The organism is Chitinophaga rupis (assembly GCF_900109685.1).
GTDB lineage: Bacteria > Bacteroidota > Bacteroidia > Chitinophagales > Chitinophagaceae > Chitinophaga > Chitinophaga rupis.
Genome location: NZ_FOBB01000008.1, coordinates 12,322 through 29,229, shown reverse-complemented (window position 1 = coordinate 29,229; position 16,908 = coordinate 12,322). Strand labels below are relative to the sequence as shown.

The following is a 16,908-nucleotide window of genomic DNA, read 5'->3' as shown; positions in this document are numbered from 1 at the left end:
CTCAATCTCCGCTGCATTCCAATTCGTAATTGATAATTCGTAATTAAAACAACTCTCCCTGCACATTCTCTTCCGGGTCCGGATCCTCATCTTCAGACAGGAGCTCCACACTTACCAGGTCTTCCCCGGCAATACGTGTACCTACTGTTTTCCAGCCGGTTATTTCCACAAACTCACCCAGGTTCACTTCCTCTTCTTCCGGGTTGCGTTTTTTGCCCGTTTTCAGCAGCACAATAGGATCGGAGTGCGTAGTGGCCAGCTCCAGGTAGTTACCGGCGCCTTCTTTAATGAACAGGAACTTGTTGTTCATTGTTTGCGTTTCAATCTTAAAACGTTTAGCGTTGAACTGTTTCTTATCTGCATCAAAGTAAATGGCGGTCACTATCTTTTCCGGGTTGAACTTTTCGATGTAAATCACATCATCCGGCTCATAGCGGTTGGTAAGCTCAAAGTTGGTAAGTACGTAAGTTCCGTTCTTATACACCACAAAGATCTTATCTTCTCCTTCAAAGCTGCCAATGTACACGCCGCGTTCTTCGGTGTTCAGGCGGCCTACGGCAACATCATACCAGATCTTCTGGCCGGCCAGGGTAGATACGCCTTTCTCCTTAAACTTCACGCTGCGGATGGGGTATTTGGTTACCTGGTTGCCCTGCGAGTTACGGCCTTTAATGGCAATAGTTTCAAAGAACAGGTCAAACTCCTTGTTACGCGCCGGGCAGTTGGGGCTCAGCTTAATGGTTACCACTTCTGCCTCGCCATTGGCGTTGGCGGTAAAGTAATGCACCTTGGAGTTCTTTTCTCCTTTAATGGTCAGGTCATATTCCTTATCGCGGGTAATACCGGTTACGTTAAAGCGTTTGGCATAGCTGATACCGCTTTTGCCATCCACGTAGATCATGTTGTACGTGGTGCGCTCATCGCCCTTACGGAAAATATCCACATGAATAATATCCTTACCTACAAAGGTTTTATCAGATACTTTGGTGATCAGCATCTTACCATCCCTGCGGAATACGATAATGTTATCCAGGTCAGAGCAGTCTGCTACAAATTCATCTTTCTTCAGAGAGGTACCAATGAAACCATCTGCACGGTTCACGTAGATCTTGGTATTGGCAATAGCCACCTGCTGCACCTGTATGGTATCAAAAGTTTTGATCTCTGTGAGCCTTTCGCGGCCTTTACCGTATTTCTTCAGCAGGTTCTCATAATAACCCACGGTATAATCCACCAGGTGGTCCAGGTCGTATTTTACCTGTTTAATATCCGCATCAATTGCTTTAATCTGTTCATTCAGCTCATTGATATCCAGGCGGTAAATACGGCGTACGGGCTTCTCCGTTAGCTTCACAATATCTTCCCGGCTGATCTCCCGCTTCAGCTGTTTCTTATACGGGCCAAAGCCTTTGTCAATGGCTACCAGCACGGCTTCCCAGTCCTTATGTTTTTGTTCCAGCTCCTTGTAGATACCTTTTTCAAAGAAGATCTTTTCCAGGGAGGTATAGTGCCATTTATCTTCCAGCTCCGACAGCTTTATTTCCAGCTCTTTTTTCAGGAGCTCGCGGGTAAAGTTGGCTGAATGCCGCAGCAAGTCTGATACCGTTACAAACTGCGGTTTATCTTCTACAATGATACAGGCGTTGGGCGAAATGGATATTTCACAATCCGTAAAGGCATACAGCGCATCAATAGTAATATCAGGTGAAATGCCGGGCGCCAGCTGCACTTCTATCTCCACATCCTTGGCCGTATTATCTACCACCTTCTTCACCTTGATCTTACCGCTGTCGTTGGCCTTTACAATAGATTCCATCAGCTGCGTAGTGGTAATGCCATAAGGCACATCCTTGATCAGCAGCGTTTTTTTATCCTTTTCTTCAATATGTGCACGTACGCGTACTTTGCCACCGCGCTTACCATCGTTATACCCCGCTACATCTATCATACCGCCGGTCATAAAGTCGGGGTACAGCTCAAACTTTTTGCCCCGCAGGTATTTAATGGAAGCATCTATAAGCTCGCAGAAGTTATGCGGTAATATTTTGGTGGAAAGGCCCACGGCAATACCTTCCGCGCCCTGTGCCAGCAGCAGCGGGAACTTCATGGGCAGGGTAAGCGGCTCGTTCTTACGGCCATCATAGCTCAGCTGCCAGGTAGTGGTTTTGGCATTAAAGGCTATTTCCAGCGCAAACTTTGAAAGGCGCGCCTCAATGTAACGGGCCGCCGCCGCATCGTCGCCGGTGCGTACATCGCCCCAGTTACCCTGGGTTTCTATCAACAGCTCTTTTTGTCCCAGGTTCACGATTGCATCGCTGATGGAGGCATCCCCGTGCGGGTGGTACTGCATGGTTTGCCCTATTACGTTGGCCACCTTGTTAAAACGGCCATCGTCCATTTCCTTCATGGCGTGCAGAATGCGGCGCTGTACCGGTTTTAATCCGTCTTCCACACTGGGTACCGCACGCTCCAGTATTACATAGGAAGCGTAGTCCAGGAACCAGTTTTGATACATCCCACCTACGTGAATGATGTTGTGGAGGGATTCTTCGTTTGGCAGATTATCTTGAATATCACTCATAACCTTTATTTCTTAGCTCTTAGTCTTTAGCTTTTAGCCTTTAACCTTTAGCTTTTAGCCTTTAACCTTTAGCTTTTAGCTTTTGGCCTTTAGCTTTTAGCTTTTAATGATGTCTTTGCATTAAGCGTTTAGCGTTACGCCTTCAGCCTTCAGCTTTATGCTTTCAGCTTTACGCTTTCAGCATTCTCTCAAATTCCTCCCGCCAGATCCTTACAGAATCCTGCTGCACATCAGCAATGGAGTTCATTTCTATCAACGCACAATCCGTAACCGCTATCAGCTGGTGCCAGATGTTGATGGCTACTACCACCTTTGCCGGCGCTGTGATGGACGTTACACGTATCTCTTTTTCACCCAGCGGGCACCAGTGCAGCTCTGCCTGCCCCGTCATTACAAATAATATCTCCGGGTTCTTGTAAGCGCTTTTGCCTTCATGGTAATGCTGGCCGCTGCTGCTGCCGGCTTTGCGGAAGCACATCATAAAATCACCGGTACGGTCAGAGCTCCAGATATAATTGGCGCCCCGCTCATCCTGCCCTAATAATTCCAAAGGTGTTACCGTTACCATAAATATATTATATGTGGGCTGACTAAAAAGGCTACCCTTCCCGGGTAAGAACCGCGTTTACACGGTCCTAAGCGCCTCCTTTTTACGATTTAGCCGGCCCCTATTATTCTATTCTGCTGCCGGTTCCGCCGGTTGTTCCGCTGACGCTTCTTCCCCGCCACCCGGCAATTTCACTTCAAAATCCTTCATCGTCTTCAGCTCTCCCCTGCTTTCCAGCTGCCCTTCTTTGATCAGCTCTTTCAGGCGCCAGGCAAGGTACTGATCCAGCACCGGGTATTTTAATTTACCGGTTACCTGTCCTACTACTTTGGCGGCTTTCTGAAATTCTTTGGTGCTTTGCTGCAGCAGCTCTTTATCATAATGTACCGCAGGTTCACCTTTTATTTTTTTGCCCCCTTCCAGCAGGCGTATGCCGGCATTCTCGTTCATTAAACGGTGCCATTCATCGCCATCCAGCTCAAACTCCGCCAGGGATACCGGGCGGGCCAGCTTTTTAGCTTTCAGGAATTCTTTGGGTAATATCTGGTGCAGGTGGGTAGGATAAAACACTGCATTCTTCTCATTCAGGAAAGGCAGGTTGTTCAGGTAAATAATGTGTATGCGGCCTGCAAAATCATACAGCTGGCTTACCAGCCAGTAATACCCACACACATCGCGGGCATTTTGCCCGGCCCATATCCATACTTCCTGCTCCGGTTCTGCTTTTAAAAGGGCTTTTAACTGCTTCGCCAGTTCTGCATCTGCCCAGGGCTCTTCTTCTGCCGGCGGTGCTGTTTCCTCTGCAGCGGCAGCTACCGGCTGTGGTTGTAAGCCGGCCAGCTGTTGCCACCATTGGTGGCGGTTCGACTGCCCATCTTTAGTATCCAGTATAAATAAAGGGCCCACAGAAAGGTCATCCTCGAAACAAAGTATTTCCCCGCTTAATTTTTCGTCCAGTTCAAAAGCGGCTGCCAGCACCGGTTTGGAGGCCTGTCCGAATACGATATGTAATAACATTAATTAAAAATTTGTTTAAGAATTAATAATCAAGGTTCATTCTTCATTATTAATTACCTACTCGGCAACCAGATCCTTCTCGTATCTCAGATTGCTGATAATAAACTCCTGCCGCGTTTGCGTATTCTTACCCATGTAATATTCCAGCAGCTTTTGAATGTGCACGTCTTTGGATAAGATGATCGGTTCCACCTTCATATCTTCTCCAATGAAACGGCCAAACTCCTGCGGTGATATTTCACCCAATCCTTTAAAGCGGGTGATCTCCGGTTTGCTGCCCAGCTTTTTCACTGCCTTTTGCTTTTCTTCCTCGCTGTAACAGTAAATGGTTTCCTGTTTATTCCGCACACGGAACAAGGGTGTTTCCAGGATGTACACATGCCCGTTCTTCACCAGGTCGGGGAAGAACTGCAAAAAGAAAGTAAGCAGCAGTAAGCGGATGTGCATACCATCAACATCAGCATCGGTAGCTACCACAATTTTGTTATAGCGCAGGCCTTCCAGGCCCTCTTCAATATTCAGTGCATGCTGCAGCAGGTTAAATTCTTCATTCTCATACACGATCTTTTTGGTAAGGCCAAAGCTGTTCAGCGGTTTACCACGCAGGCTGAATACCGCCTGTGTTTCCACGTTGCGGGATTTGGTAATGGAGCCGCTGGCGGAATCACCTTCCGTTATAAAGATCACCGTATCCAGGCGCCGGGCTTCCTGCTCAATTTTTTCTTTACCGGTCAGCTCATCATTCAGGTGAAAACGGCAATCGCGCAGCTTACGGTTGTGCAGGTTGGCTTTTTTAGCCCGTTCATTGGCCAGCTTTTTAATTCCGGCCAGCTCCTTACGTTCCCGCTCGCTTTGCTCAATACGTTTTTTCATGGCCTCTGCTACCGTTGGGTTACGGTGCAGGTAATCATCCAGGTGTTTGCTTAAAAAATCCAGTACAAACGCCTTCATGGAAGGGCCATTCTCAAATACGGTCAGTGAGCCCAGCTTGGTTTTTGTCTGGGATTCAAATACCGGCTCCTGCACCCTTACAGATATAGCGGCGCAAATAGAGGCACGTATATCCGTAGCATCATAATCCTTTTTATAAAAATCACGTACAGTTTTTACAAAGGCTTCGCGGAAGGCTGCCAGGTGCGTACCGCCCTGGGTGGTGTGCTGCCCGTTCACAAAGGAATAATATTCCTCACCATATTGGTTTTCATGTGTTAAGGCTATTTCTATATCCTCCCCCTTCAGGTGAATGATAGGATAACGCAGATCGTCGGCATTGGTTTTACGCTGCAGCAGGTCCAGCAAACCGTTTTTGGAAATGTATTTCTGCCCGTTAAAATTGATGGTGAGCCCTGCGTTCAGAAAGCAGTAGTTCCAGATCTGGTTTTCCAGGAACTCCGGTATATAATGATAGTTCTTAAAAACCGTATCATCCGGCGTAAAGGTTACCAGCGTACCATTGCTTTCATTGGTAGGGGCTTCCTTATGCTCTTTGGTAAGCACGCCGCGTTCAAACTCCGCTACTTTCATGCGGCCGTCGCGTATTGCGGTTACTTTAAAATAGCTGCTCAGGGCATTCACCGCTTTAGTACCTACCCCGTTCAAACCTACCGACTTCTGGAAAGCTTTACTATCGTATTTGGCGCCGGTATTGATCTTGCTCACTACATCCACTACTTTGCCCAGCGGTATGCCGCGGCCATAGTCACGCACCGTTACACTGTGCTCAGATACCTTAATGTCTACCTGCTTGCCAAAGCCCATGGTATGTTCGTCAATACAGTTATCTACCACCTCTTTAATAAGGATGTAAATACCGTCGTCCATACTGGTGCCATCCCCCAGTTTACCAATATACATACCCGGCCGCAGGCGGATGTGCTCACGCCAATCCAGCGAACGGATAGAGTCTTCCGTATAGGCCGCAAAAAGATCTTTATTGTCCTTTTCCGATTTGTCTGTAACTGCCATATATATATTAAAACATTTTCTACGTAAGGTTGCCGCAACGTTACTAAATCTTTTAGCAAAACCCGGTTACTGGCAAAAATAAAGGATTCAGGCTATCATCCCAAGTATAAAGTTATTCACCGTGGATTTCTTTTCGTCCCTAAATTTTTTTTTATGCAAACTATACTTTATATGAGAATTTAAATTATATTTACAGTCGTAGGGTCACAAGTACAAAACAAACGTCCTAATCTATGAAAACGCTATGCCTAATGCTGCTAATAGTAGTGCTGTCTGTGGCACTATTAGTAACGTTCCTGGTGAATCGGGAACAACGTTCCATGACTCGTTTGGGAGATACCTTCACAAAATTGCTTCGAAAATTTGATTCCTGGCAAATGATGCGGTAAGCTTATTGTGATTTTTTTTTAGCGCGTGTGCTAAATCCAATTAGCCAACCATTATTATTAAAATCGAGAGAGTAACTGGCTGACCGCTAACCGTTAGTGTTCCAGTCAAAAAACCATAACTTCTTTAAAACCTATACCTATGAAAACCGGTCTACTATTCAAATTGGCGTGTCTGCTTATTGCTTCCATGGTTTTGTTGGCACATCTGGTAAACCAGAAGCTGCAAAAAATGGAACGTGTGCGGGTGAGAAGAAAGTAGCAGCAGCGTCAAGCTATCCAATCTTAAACGAGCTGGGGCGGAAAGCCGGGGGTTCAGTCGGACTAACTCCTGTCTTTCCGCAACACTTTTTTAGGGAGGCGATGTAAAGAGCTGTATATCAATCCCCACAAAATTCCCGCATCAACATCACATAAGCACTAAGCTAGTAAGCCCGTACTCATCTCTGCTCCGCAAAGATGTCACCGCAATAATACTGCATTATATAACCACAGTAACTTAACGCAGTGTTACCTTAATAGCATACACTTACCTTAAGCAGCTGTTAACCATCTTTTTATTACTGGAAATACCGGGTACTACCGGTTGTAATACTTGTTCACCGCATCTGTACGGCTTCTTACGTGCAGCTTCTCATAAATGTTATGCACGTGCCTTCTTACCGTTTCAATACTGATATACAGATTGCTGGCTATTTCCTTGTACAGGAAACCTTTGGAGAGCTGATCCAGGATCTCTTTTTCCCGGGAGGTTAGTGCTTCCAGCGCAGGGTTGGGTTTGGCCTGTTTCTGGAAATAGGCTACCACACGCCGGGCTATTTGTGAGCTCATGGGAGAACCGCCTTCATGTACATCGCGGATAGCTTCCAGCAGCTCGCCGGGTGAGGTTTTTTTGAGGATATAACCACTGGCGCCTGCTTCCAGGGCCTGGAATATTTTATCGTCATCTTCGTACACCGTCAGCATCATAAACTGCATATCAGGGTACTCTGTTTTCAGGCGCGCTATGCACTCAATCCCATTCATACCGCCAGGCAGGTTAAAATCCATCAGCGCAACATTGGGCAGTAAATTGGGGATCTGCTCCAGCGCGGTTTCAGCATTATTAAAGGTACCTACGCAGGCATAACCATCAGAACCGTTAATCAGTAATTCCATAGCAGTACGGATATCGTGGTTATCCTCCACAATAGCTACCGAAATGATGTCCATACTGTCCTGAGATTTCTTTTTTGAGTACACAGTTATTGAGTTTTACTTAGCGAATACGATACGATTACTTAACACGAAAATGTGATACCAAAGGTAGATCAATTTAACGGGATATCGAGAAAAACTATGGTTCCGTTGTTGGAGGTTATATCTGCATGGCCGCCTACAGACTGCATGCGTTTCTGGATATTCTTTAATCCATTACCGAATAACCGTACTTTTTCCTGGTCAAACCCTTTACCGTTATCTTTTATCAATATGGTCATGTGTTGCTGCATCTCAATTTCTATGATCACTTCTGTTGCCTTGGCGTGCTTTACCACGTTGTGCAACGATTCTTTTACCGCTAAATAAATATTACGGCGCGTGCCACCGCTGAGCTTAATATTGGGTATGCTTTCCGGTATGTAAAACTGCTGCGTGATGTGTGCGTGCTCCAGGAAATCTGCTGCAAAGCTGCGCATGTAGGCGATCAGGTTTTCAAGAGAATCATTGGATGAGTTCATAGCCCAGATGATCTCACTCATCTTATCTATCATTTCACCGGCTGCGTCCGAAATCCGCTCTATCTCATTGGTTTGCGCAGGGTCTTGTATCTTCCTTTTTGCAATTTCACTTAACAGGCGTATCGTGGATAGCCCGGAACCGAGGTCATCATGCATATCGCTTGAAATGCGCGCCCGCTCCTGGTCTACAGCCTGCTCTTTTTCCAGCTTCAGTTTTTCATGACGTATTTTATAATCAAGATACAAAGTAGAAAAATAATAAGCAATGCCTAACAATAGTAATAACAATAAAAATCTGAACCATAAAGATTGCCAGAAAGGTATGCGTATCACTATTTCCAGCGTAGTGGGCGCTGTATTCCAGATATCATCATTGTTAGAAGCCCTAACATTAAAAGTATAAGTGCCCGGGCGCAGGTTGGTATACCTGGCCATACGGAATGTACCGGCCGATACCCACTCCTCATCCGCCCCTTCCAGCTTATACTGCACCTTGTTCTTCAGGGGGTTGGTATATTCCAGCGGCACAAATTCTATGGCTATGGTGTTCTGGTTATAAGGCAGCTCAATATGGTGCAGCAGGGAAATGGCTGTGTCTGATTCATAAGGCCGGTCCAATACCTCCATACGTTTAATAACCACCTTGGGTACAAACGGATTAGGCCGGAAATTGCGCGGGTAAAACCCGTTCACCCCGCGTATGCCGCCAAAGAACAGCTCACCGTCAACCGATTTAAAATAGGCGCCGGTATTGAACTCATTGGATTGCAGGCCATCTTCATGATTAAACGTGGTGATCTCATTGGTCACCGGGTTTATCTGCGATAAACCTTTGTTATGGCTTACCCATATACGGTCCCGGTCATCTAACAGCACCCCGTAAAAGAAATCATTCACCAGCACCGGAAAATCATAGCTGTTGTAATGCTGTATCTGCTGGTAATTGGCATCCAGTATAAACAAACCACGGCTGGTGGCTACCAGCAGCTGTTTATGCGCATTCTTGTTGATCCCTTTTACAATAGTGCCTGCAGGTAAGGGTACTATGCGCCAGTGGGTGTTGCCTACATCTTTAACGTACAGATTAGCCTGTGTACCAACGTATTGGTTACCCAGGTAATCTTCAAAATAACAGTTCAGGATCTCATTCGGGAACTGGTGCACCAGCGAGGCGTGGTATTTATTATTCCCCCGCTCATCGGGGCTAATGGATAGCAGGTATTCCCCGTAGGGGAAATACACTTCACCATTCACCCGGCGGAACATAAAGGGTGTATAGTTCTCCTTCTGCGGGGGCAGGCCCAGTGAATCTACCACAGAGGTCAGGTTCTCAAACTTTTTGGTTTGCACATTTAGCAGCCCCAGGTAGCGGCCCTCAAAATGGATCCACAGGTATTTATAGTTCTCCCTGCAAATAGCATTTACGGTATTGGCCGGGAACACCGTATGCCCCTCTGTATTGGAAATGCGTTCTATAAAACGGCCGCCTTCCTCGTAAATATCCAGCCCGTCGCGCCACAAGCCTATGTATAGCTTGCCATCATCATGCTTGTAAATAGACCGCACCATGTTATGCGATATAAAGGGAGAGCGGTACAGGTTAAATACCTTTTTATGCGGAGAGTATTTTTTTATGCCGTCCCCATTGGTGCCTACCCACATATTATCGGCCGCATCGCGGTACAGGTAGCGCACACTGTTCAGGGAGCGGGTTTCAAAGGTGTTAAAGGTAGTAATATGCTGTATCACCTCATTGCGGCGAATGGTGTATATCAATACGCCGTCAGTGCCGCCTATCCATACATTACCATTATGGTCCAGCTCCATAACCACCGGCTCAAACTGCACACCTTTATCATCGTACTCATTGATTAACAGGTCGGTGTACTTGTGCTGCTTTTTATTGAACATCACAATATGGCCGGCGCTGGCAATGATCATGGAATCTGCATTCAGGTTGCGCAGCACCGGTGTTTGGCCTATACCCGGCAGGCAGTAGGTGGAAAGGCGCAGATCGCGTGTGTTTAAGGACATCAGCTCACCCGGCTCAAAGTTCATCCATATCAGGTGGCCATCCATTAACAGGTCAGTGGGGGTCAGTCCCCGTTTTGCAAATTGCGGCGGGTACAGGATAATACGCTTGATGGTGTAAGAGCGGCTGTCCAGCACATACACTCCTTTCAGGGGGCGCCACACCCATAGCTGGTGTGTAGCAGTATCCTCCCCCAGGATCTTAAATTTCAGGGCATTGTCGCGTTCCTGCTCATTCACATAGCTGGTATCTTCCATTACCTGCTGAAAGGTGTTGCGGTAAGGGTCGTATAAGCTAATGCCGTTATTATGCGCCAGCAGCAGCTGCCCCCGGCTGTTCTTATAAAAGCCGTATCCTTTGTAACCCTTCAGATCAAACCGGTTAATAACCGCACGTACCCCGCTGGAGCTGCTGGCTACCAGGTTACCCTTCCCCTCCCCTGCCTTGTTCTGCTCGCTGGTTTTGTAACGGTATTCATTAAACACATAACCATCAAAGCGGTTCACCCCATCACGGTTGGCAATCCACATAAACCCCTGGTTATCTTGTATTATGTCGCTTACATAGCTTTGAGAAAGGCCTTCATTTACGCTGTAGGCATCAAATATATACCTCCCTTCCTGCGCAAACAGAGTTTTCATTACAAAAACGAATAAGGCAAGTAGCTGCAGTTTCTTTTTTATCTGGGATGGTAAATAGCGCACTGATGCAGGTTAGTTGTTTGCAAATATATAAATCTGCATCACACTTTTGAATGATTTTGTAATTTTCTTGCTCACTAAGGTATTGTAAATAAATGTCAAAGATATTCTGCTATATATGCTTATGGTGCTGCTGCACTGTTTTAGCGGCCAGGGGCCAGCAAAAAAATTCCCTGCAACTATTGACCCATGGCCCGCTTAAAAGCATCCGGGGCCTGTGCGTGCTAACGGATAGTTTACTATGGGCATCCGGTACCGGCGGTATGGTAGGTAAAAGCACCAATGGTGGCAAGCAATGGCAATGGACCCGGGTAAGCGGTTGCGACAGCTGCGACTGGCGCGCTATTAATGCCTTTAATGAGAAAGAAGCCGTAGTGGTAAATGCCGGTGAGCCGGCGCATATCTACCGCACACAGGATGGTGGCGCCACCTGGCAGCGGGTATATTATAATAATACCAAAGGCATTTTCTTTGACGATATGGATTTTGGAAACACCCGGGAAGGTATGGCCATTGGCGATCCCCTGCAGGATCATTTTATGCTGCTGCACACACGGGACGGGGGAAAACATTGGGATACCCTGCCGCTAAAACACCGCCCTGCTGCATTACCGGGCGAAGCCATATTTGCCGCCAGCGCCAGTAACCTGCAAACCCTGCCGGGGCAGCAGGCCTGGTTTATAACCGGGGGCAGCACCGCGCGCAGCATCCGTTTACAGAAAGGACAGTGGCAGGCCGCTCCCCTTCCCATTATACAGGGCGCTGCCACACAAGGCGCTTTTTCCATAGCGGTATTGAATGCGCAAAAGGCTATTGTAGTGGGGGGCGATTACCGCAACGATACCCTGCGTGAACGCAACTGCCTGCTAACGGCAGATGGGGGCAAAACCTGGACCCAGCCTGCAATACCACCGGGGGGATTCCGATCCTGCGTTGTTTATATTAATGCCCGCACCGCCATTGCCACCGGCACTTCGGGAACAGATATTTCTTTTGATGGCGGCCGGCACTGGCAGCCCATCAGCAAAGAAGGGTTTCATGTAGTACAGGCCGCTAAAAAAGGGAAGGCTGTATTCCTGGCAGGGAGCGATGGCCGTATTGCACAGCTGGTAACAGAATAACCAATACTATGGCAGAGCACGCATGCTGGTTAATATTAACAATACAACGCAAGTATTATGCTTTGTTCAGGATTCATTACTAAGTTTAATCCATGAAAAAAGTGCACCTGGAAAAAGTGCACTCTAAAGGAACAAATAGGTTAAAGCAAAAAGTACGTTCGATAAATTGAATTTACCAAGTATTTAATATTTTTCATGACCGATTTAGCCAATACATTAATTTAACAGGTGAACGATGGATTAACCACCTCAACCGCGGAAATAATAATCTTCACATGATTTTTTTTTAATTTAGATGAGTGGTTGGGTCTAAAGAGGAAGGATTGGATTTTTAAAAGCAAACTATGCAAGTAACAAGCTCGTCGAGTAAGTATTCTGTAAAACACTACCCTGATAATATCAGGAAATGGCAAAAAGAAGGAAACTACTTCTATTTCTATACATCGGAAACCATACTGGAGGTAAGGATCATTTCAGACAAGATCGTGCGGTTCCGCTACGCGGCAGATGGTAAATTTCAACGCGACTTCTCTTACGCAACCAGCGAGCGGCTGGAAGAATCGCCCGTAAATTTTGGGATACGCGAGTTTGAGGAGGTGTTTGAAATTTATACGGATATGATCCGCATCTGGATAGCGCGCGATAACCTGCGCCTTACCATTACCGATACGGAAGGCCGCATTATTAACCAGGACGAAATGGGCTTTCACTGGCAGCACTACCTGCAAAAAGGCGGCAAAATAGTGTACTGCAGCAAACAGATACAGGAAGGCGAATGCTTTTTTGGCCTGGGCGATAAGCCTACCGACCTGAACCTGCGCGGCAAACGCCTGGAAAATTATGGTACGGATGCCTACGGCTTTCAGAAAGATACCGATCCCCTGTACCGCAACATTCCCTTTTATTACGGCCTGCACCATGGCATAGGATACGGTATTTTCTTTGACAATACCTTCCGCACCCTGTTCGACTTTGGCCATGAGCGGGAGGAGGTATGCAGCTTTTGGGCCCGCGGCGGGGAAATGAACTATTATTTCATTTACGGCCCTGCCCTGTTGCAGGTAGCAGAAGCTTATACCAAAATAACCGGTACAGCCGAGCTGCCGCCCCTGTGGGCCCTGGGCTACCAGCAATGCCGCTGGAGCTACTTCCCTGAAAAACGCGTGCGCGAAATAGCCGCAGAGTTCCGCAAACGCCAGATCCCCTGCGATGTTATTCACCTGGATATTGACTATATGGAAGGGTTCCGCTGCTTTACCTGGAGCAAGGAATACTTCCCCGACCCTGCCGGCTTAATAAAAGACCTGGCCGCAGAAGGTTTTAAAGTAGTGGTGATCATTGACCCCGGTATTAAGGCCGACCCTGATTATGATATTTACAAGGAGGGTATGGAAAAAGACTACTTCTGTAAACGTGCCGACGGCGCTTTTATGGAAGGGGATGTATGGCCCGGCAAATGCGTGTTCCCGGATTACACGGATCCAAAAGTGCGCGACTGGTGGAGCAGCCTGTTCAAAGACCTGCTGGATACCGGCGTACGCGGGGTGTGGAATGATATGAACGAACCCGCCGTATTTGAAATGGGCACCTTCCCGGAAGATGTGCGCCATGACTATGACGGCGAGGATGTGAGCCACCGCAAAGCGCATAATATTTACGGCCACCTGATGAGCAAGGCCACCGCAGCTGGTTTAAAGAAGTACCTGATGCCCAACCGGCCTTTTGTGATCACCCGGTCCTGTTACGCCGGCGCACAGCGCTGGGCCTCTGTATGGACGGGCGACAACGTATCAGAATGGGACCACCTGTGGCTGGCAAGCGTACAGTGCCAGCGCTTATCCGTATCCGGTATTTCCTTTGCCGGCAGTGATATTGGTGGTTTTATTGGCGAACCGGACGGAGAGCTATATACCCGCTGGATCCAGCTGGCCACTTTTCACCCCTTAATGCGCACCCACTCTGCCAGTAACGAAACCGGCTTTAACCAGGAGCCCTGGAGCTTTGGCAGCAAGTACGAGTTTATAGTTAAGCGCTTTATACAAATGCGTTACCGCCTGCTACCTTACCTGTACACCACCTTTTGGCAGTACAGCCATTACGGTACGCCTATGCTGCGCCCCCTGGCCTTTGTAGCGCAGAACGATGAGCACACGTATAACCGCTCCCACGAGTTTATGCTGGGCGATGCGCTGCTGATCAGCCATGTGGAAGCCGCAGGCATGAAGGAAAAAGAAATATACCTGCCCGCAGGCCAGTGGTATTACTTCTTTAACGATAAGCTGTATGAAGGCGGGCAAACCGTAACAATAGCTACTCCGCTGGAAGAAATGCCGCTGTTTATAAAAGCCGGCGCCGTAGTGCCCAATTATCCCAACATACAGTATGTGGATGAGAAGCTGATAGATGAAATGATCCTGAACGTGTATTACAGCGAGCAGCCCACCCGCAGCACCCTGTATGAAGATGCCGGCGACCACTATGGTTATAAGAACGGCCAGTCCAATACCATTAGCTTTAAGCAGGTATCTGATAAACAGCAGTTCCGTTTAAAAAAGAAATTCTTTGGCCAGTATGAAGCCGGTTATAAAAAACACCGGGTGCTGATACACGGCCTGCCGTTTAAGGCTACCGAGTATGTGGTGGATGGAAAAGTGTTTAAGCTGAACGCGCGCAATTTTGCAGTAGGCGTAGTGAAAGTAGCGCTGGAAAGAAAATTTGAAGAGCTGATCATACGCTAAGGGGTTAACATTAAGTTCATATTCGTTAACGATCCGTTATTGGTGGCTGGTTGTTGGTTTTAGTGTATTAGCTTTACATACAGCGATACATACTTAACTAACACCTAGCCACTTTTGTTGTAAAAAAAAGGGCACTAATAGATGGATATCTTAGTGCCTTTTCATAACCTATGCCAACTTTAGAGTTTATTCAAAAGTAAGCTGATTCGCCCTACAGGCAAAGTTTTCAGCCGCTCAAAAGGCACAATGAACAAAATGAACAGCTTTGAGCGGAGTGAACATTCAAGGCAAATTGATCAATAAGGACTCCTTACTTTCTTCCTTTTTCATACCGCAGATACAGTTTATAACAATGATGTGATGGCTGTATCACTGATCAGTGGCCTTCTCCGGGTCAACATAGCTCCCTGCTGATTTATCTTCACGGGAATGCTTTTTATTCTTTACGGGAATGCTCAAAAGGTTTCAACGCATAAGCTACGTCACTGAGCTGCAACTAACGTTAACGGGCATACGCTCATACTGTTGTCTTACCGCACTCCGTATTTCCATTTTTATTCCCCCATTCAGGTGTTTGCGTTCCACCTTCAGTATTTAACTTTCAACTTTCACATTATTAAGCTTCAGGATTTTAGCATTAATATAGTTTCGGTGCCATCAAAGCTGCGCATTTCTTGTTGCGGCATGCATCCGCTTCACCGCATTAATGCTTCAGTAAGGTTACCCGCCTTTGCATACTCTTCTGCTTTAATCAGGATGGCTTCCGCATGTTCCATATTCAGCCTCAGCATTTACATTTAGCATCCTGCATTAGCGTTCTGCATTCAGTATTTAGTATGAGCGCCCGGCATTCAGTATTAGCATGCGGCACGCTGCATTCAGCATTTATATTCAGTTAAGCATTTGGCATTGCGCTTTATGCCTTACACTTTGCCTTTTTACCTTCTCCTTTACGCTTTATGCTTTCTGCTTTCCGCTTTCCGCCTTATGCTTTCCGCTTTCCGCCCCTCCACTGTGTAGCAGCCTCCTCACTATTCTCCCCAATCCAACACATAATAAAAATTTTAATTGTTCAAAATAACTAATATCAAACTGTATAATCATGCGCCTAAAGTGTGGCTATTTTCCTTATACTGTAGAACCGGTTACCCGGCATTTGCAGGATAACGATTTCCGCTATAAGTCCATAAAAACCATCTCTATATATTATATTACCACAAATGGGCCCAATCCGCATCCACGGCCCGGCATGGCACAGTCCTTGTTCCCCCTTACCCTGTAAGCGCGCGTTTATAGCTTCGAGAGAAAAACGGAAACCTATTTCAAACCACTTAAATCTGATGTTATGACAATGCAAAGCAGTCACTCCCAGGAAGAGAACTGGCAGAATGTTAACCGTGAACACCCACAAATGGAAGACAGCACACCAGTTGAAAACGACAATAACAATAGAGACGAACGTAAAACAGGTAAAGCCTTACGTGGATTTGCGGCTATGGATATGGAAAAACAAAGGGCCATTGCCAGCATGGGCGGCCGCGCTGCACACCAGCAAGGCGTAGCACATGAATTTTCATCTGAAGAGGCCCGCGCTGCCGGCCGTAAAGGTGGAGAAGCCGTAAGCCAGAACCGGGAACATATGGCTGCCATCGGCAAAAAAGGCGGTGAAGCCGCACATGGCCGCAGACGCCAACGCCAGCAGGAAACGCAGCAGCGTTAATAAGCATAACTAAGGCTAAAAACTTATTGACCGGAAGGTAACGGGAAAGGTAAATATGTGTTTACCGGTACTGTAACCTTCCGGTTTTTTTTATTTATGCTTTATGCATAAAGCGTTAAATAACAAACTGAAAATAACGCACAGAAAATAAAGAAAGTGAACAGGAGCCTGTATAATACATCGGTATAGAAGGGTTCTTCCGTCACGTGTTTTCTAACATGTTGCATACTAAAAAAAGATTTTTACGGGTTACCAATTTGGGTTACAAATGGGTGTTAACATATTTGATTCGATAAATATACTATAAAAATTAAAATTGGCAAGCTTATCCTTGAAGAATGGCGCTAAAAAAAGATATGAGGCACGCAACAGATAAGTTCTG

The 16,908-nt window shown here is 46.7% G+C and carries 10 protein-coding genes; 4 read left to right on the top strand and 6 right to left on the bottom strand.

Features of this window, described 5'->3' with window-relative positions; translation table 11 throughout:
- Window positions 1-43 precede the first annotated feature (43 nt).
- The 6 genes from BMZ54_RS24835 to BMZ54_RS24810 form a co-directional block, all read right to left on the bottom strand.
- Window positions 44-2,581, bottom strand: coding sequence for a DNA gyrase/topoisomerase IV subunit A (locus BMZ54_RS24835; RefSeq protein WP_089918572.1), 2,538 nt, complete (start codon window positions 2,579-2,581; stop codon window positions 44-46).
- Between the two features lie 169 nt (window positions 2,582-2,750).
- A complete protein-coding gene (locus tag BMZ54_RS24830) occupies window positions 2,751-3,149 on the bottom strand; it encodes a hypothetical protein (RefSeq protein WP_089918570.1) in 399 nt (132 codons plus the stop codon).
- Between the two features lie 108 nt (window positions 3,150-3,257).
- The gene (locus BMZ54_RS24825; RefSeq protein WP_089918567.1) at window positions 3,258-4,145 is read right to left on the bottom strand and encodes a DUF1835 domain-containing protein; all 888 of its coding nucleotides are present in this window, start codon (window positions 4,143-4,145) and stop codon (window positions 3,258-3,260) included.
- A 57-nt stretch (window positions 4,146-4,202) separates the two neighbouring features.
- Window positions 4,203-6,110 carry a DNA topoisomerase IV subunit B gene (locus BMZ54_RS24820; protein WP_089918564.1) on the bottom strand — a complete coding sequence of 636 codons (1,908 nt, stop codon included), beginning with the start codon at window positions 6,108-6,110 and terminating at the stop codon, window positions 4,203-4,205.
- A 965-nt stretch (window positions 6,111-7,075) separates the two neighbouring features.
- Window positions 7,076-7,708 (bottom strand): response regulator transcription factor, encoded by a 633-nt coding sequence (locus BMZ54_RS24815; protein ID WP_238386687.1) that lies wholly within the window; start codon window positions 7,706-7,708, stop codon window positions 7,076-7,078.
- Between the two features lie 98 nt (window positions 7,709-7,806).
- A complete protein-coding gene (locus BMZ54_RS24810) occupies window positions 7,807-10,887 on the bottom strand; it encodes a ligand-binding sensor domain-containing protein (protein ID WP_089918560.1) in 3,081 nt (1,026 codons plus the stop codon).
- 155 nt (window positions 10,888-11,042) lie between these two features.
- On the opposite strand from BMZ54_RS24810, the gene BMZ54_RS24805 reads away from it, so the two are divergent.
- From BMZ54_RS24805 to BMZ54_RS24790, 4 genes are all read left to right on the top strand, one after another.
- Complete coding sequence (locus tag BMZ54_RS24805) at window positions 11,043-12,068, top strand: WD40/YVTN/BNR-like repeat-containing protein (RefSeq protein ID WP_089918558.1); 1,026 nt, start codon at window positions 11,043-11,045, stop codon at window positions 12,066-12,068.
- A 344-nt stretch (window positions 12,069-12,412) separates the two neighbouring features.
- On the top strand, window positions 12,413-14,806 hold the full coding sequence (locus BMZ54_RS24800; protein WP_089918556.1) for a glycoside hydrolase family 31 protein: 2,394 nt from the start codon (window positions 12,413-12,415) through the stop codon (window positions 14,804-14,806).
- Window positions 14,807-15,908: 1,102 nt separating this feature from the next.
- Window positions 15,909-16,088 carry a hypothetical protein gene (locus tag BMZ54_RS24795; protein ID WP_089918554.1) on the top strand — a complete coding sequence of 60 codons (180 nt, stop codon included), beginning with the start codon at window positions 15,909-15,911 and terminating at the stop codon, window positions 16,086-16,088.
- 63 nt (window positions 16,089-16,151) lie between these two features.
- A complete protein-coding gene (locus BMZ54_RS24790; protein ID WP_202909353.1) occupies window positions 16,152-16,526 on the top strand; it encodes a KGG domain-containing protein in 375 nt (124 codons plus the stop codon).
- Window positions 16,527-16,908 lie beyond the last annotated feature (382 nt).

What these genes read in the sequence shown, in the direction of transcription:
- BMZ54_RS24835 (WP_089918572.1), bottom strand. Translation starts at nt 2,581, where the DNA reads ATGAGTGATATTCAAGATAATCTGCCAAACGAAGAATCCCTCCACAAC.
- BMZ54_RS24830 (WP_089918570.1), bottom strand. Translation starts at nt 3,149, where the DNA reads ATGGTAACGGTAACACCTTTGGAATTATTAGGGCAGGATGAGCGGGGC.
- BMZ54_RS24825 (WP_089918567.1), bottom strand. Translation starts at nt 4,145, where the DNA reads ATGTTATTACATATCGTATTCGGACAGGCCTCCAAACCGGTGCTGGCA.
- BMZ54_RS24820 (WP_089918564.1), bottom strand. Translation starts at nt 6,110, where the DNA reads ATGGCAGTTACAGACAAATCGGAAAAGGACAATAAAGATCTTTTTGCG.
- BMZ54_RS24815 (WP_238386687.1), bottom strand. Translation starts at nt 7,708, where the DNA reads ATGGACATCATTTCGGTAGCTATTGTGGAGGATAACCACGATATCCGT.
- BMZ54_RS24810 (WP_089918560.1), bottom strand. Translation starts at nt 10,887, where the DNA reads ATGAAAACTCTGTTTGCGCAGGAAGGGAGGTATATATTTGATGCCTAC.
- BMZ54_RS24805 (WP_089918558.1), top strand. Translation starts at nt 11,043, where the DNA reads ATGTCAAAGATATTCTGCTATATATGCTTATGGTGCTGCTGCACTGTT.
- BMZ54_RS24800 (WP_089918556.1), top strand. Translation starts at nt 12,413, where the DNA reads ATGCAAGTAACAAGCTCGTCGAGTAAGTATTCTGTAAAACACTACCCT.
- BMZ54_RS24795 (WP_089918554.1), top strand. Translation starts at nt 15,909, where the DNA reads ATGCGCCTAAAGTGTGGCTATTTTCCTTATACTGTAGAACCGGTTACC.
- BMZ54_RS24790 (WP_202909353.1), top strand. Translation starts at nt 16,152, where the DNA reads ATGACAATGCAAAGCAGTCACTCCCAGGAAGAGAACTGGCAGAATGTT.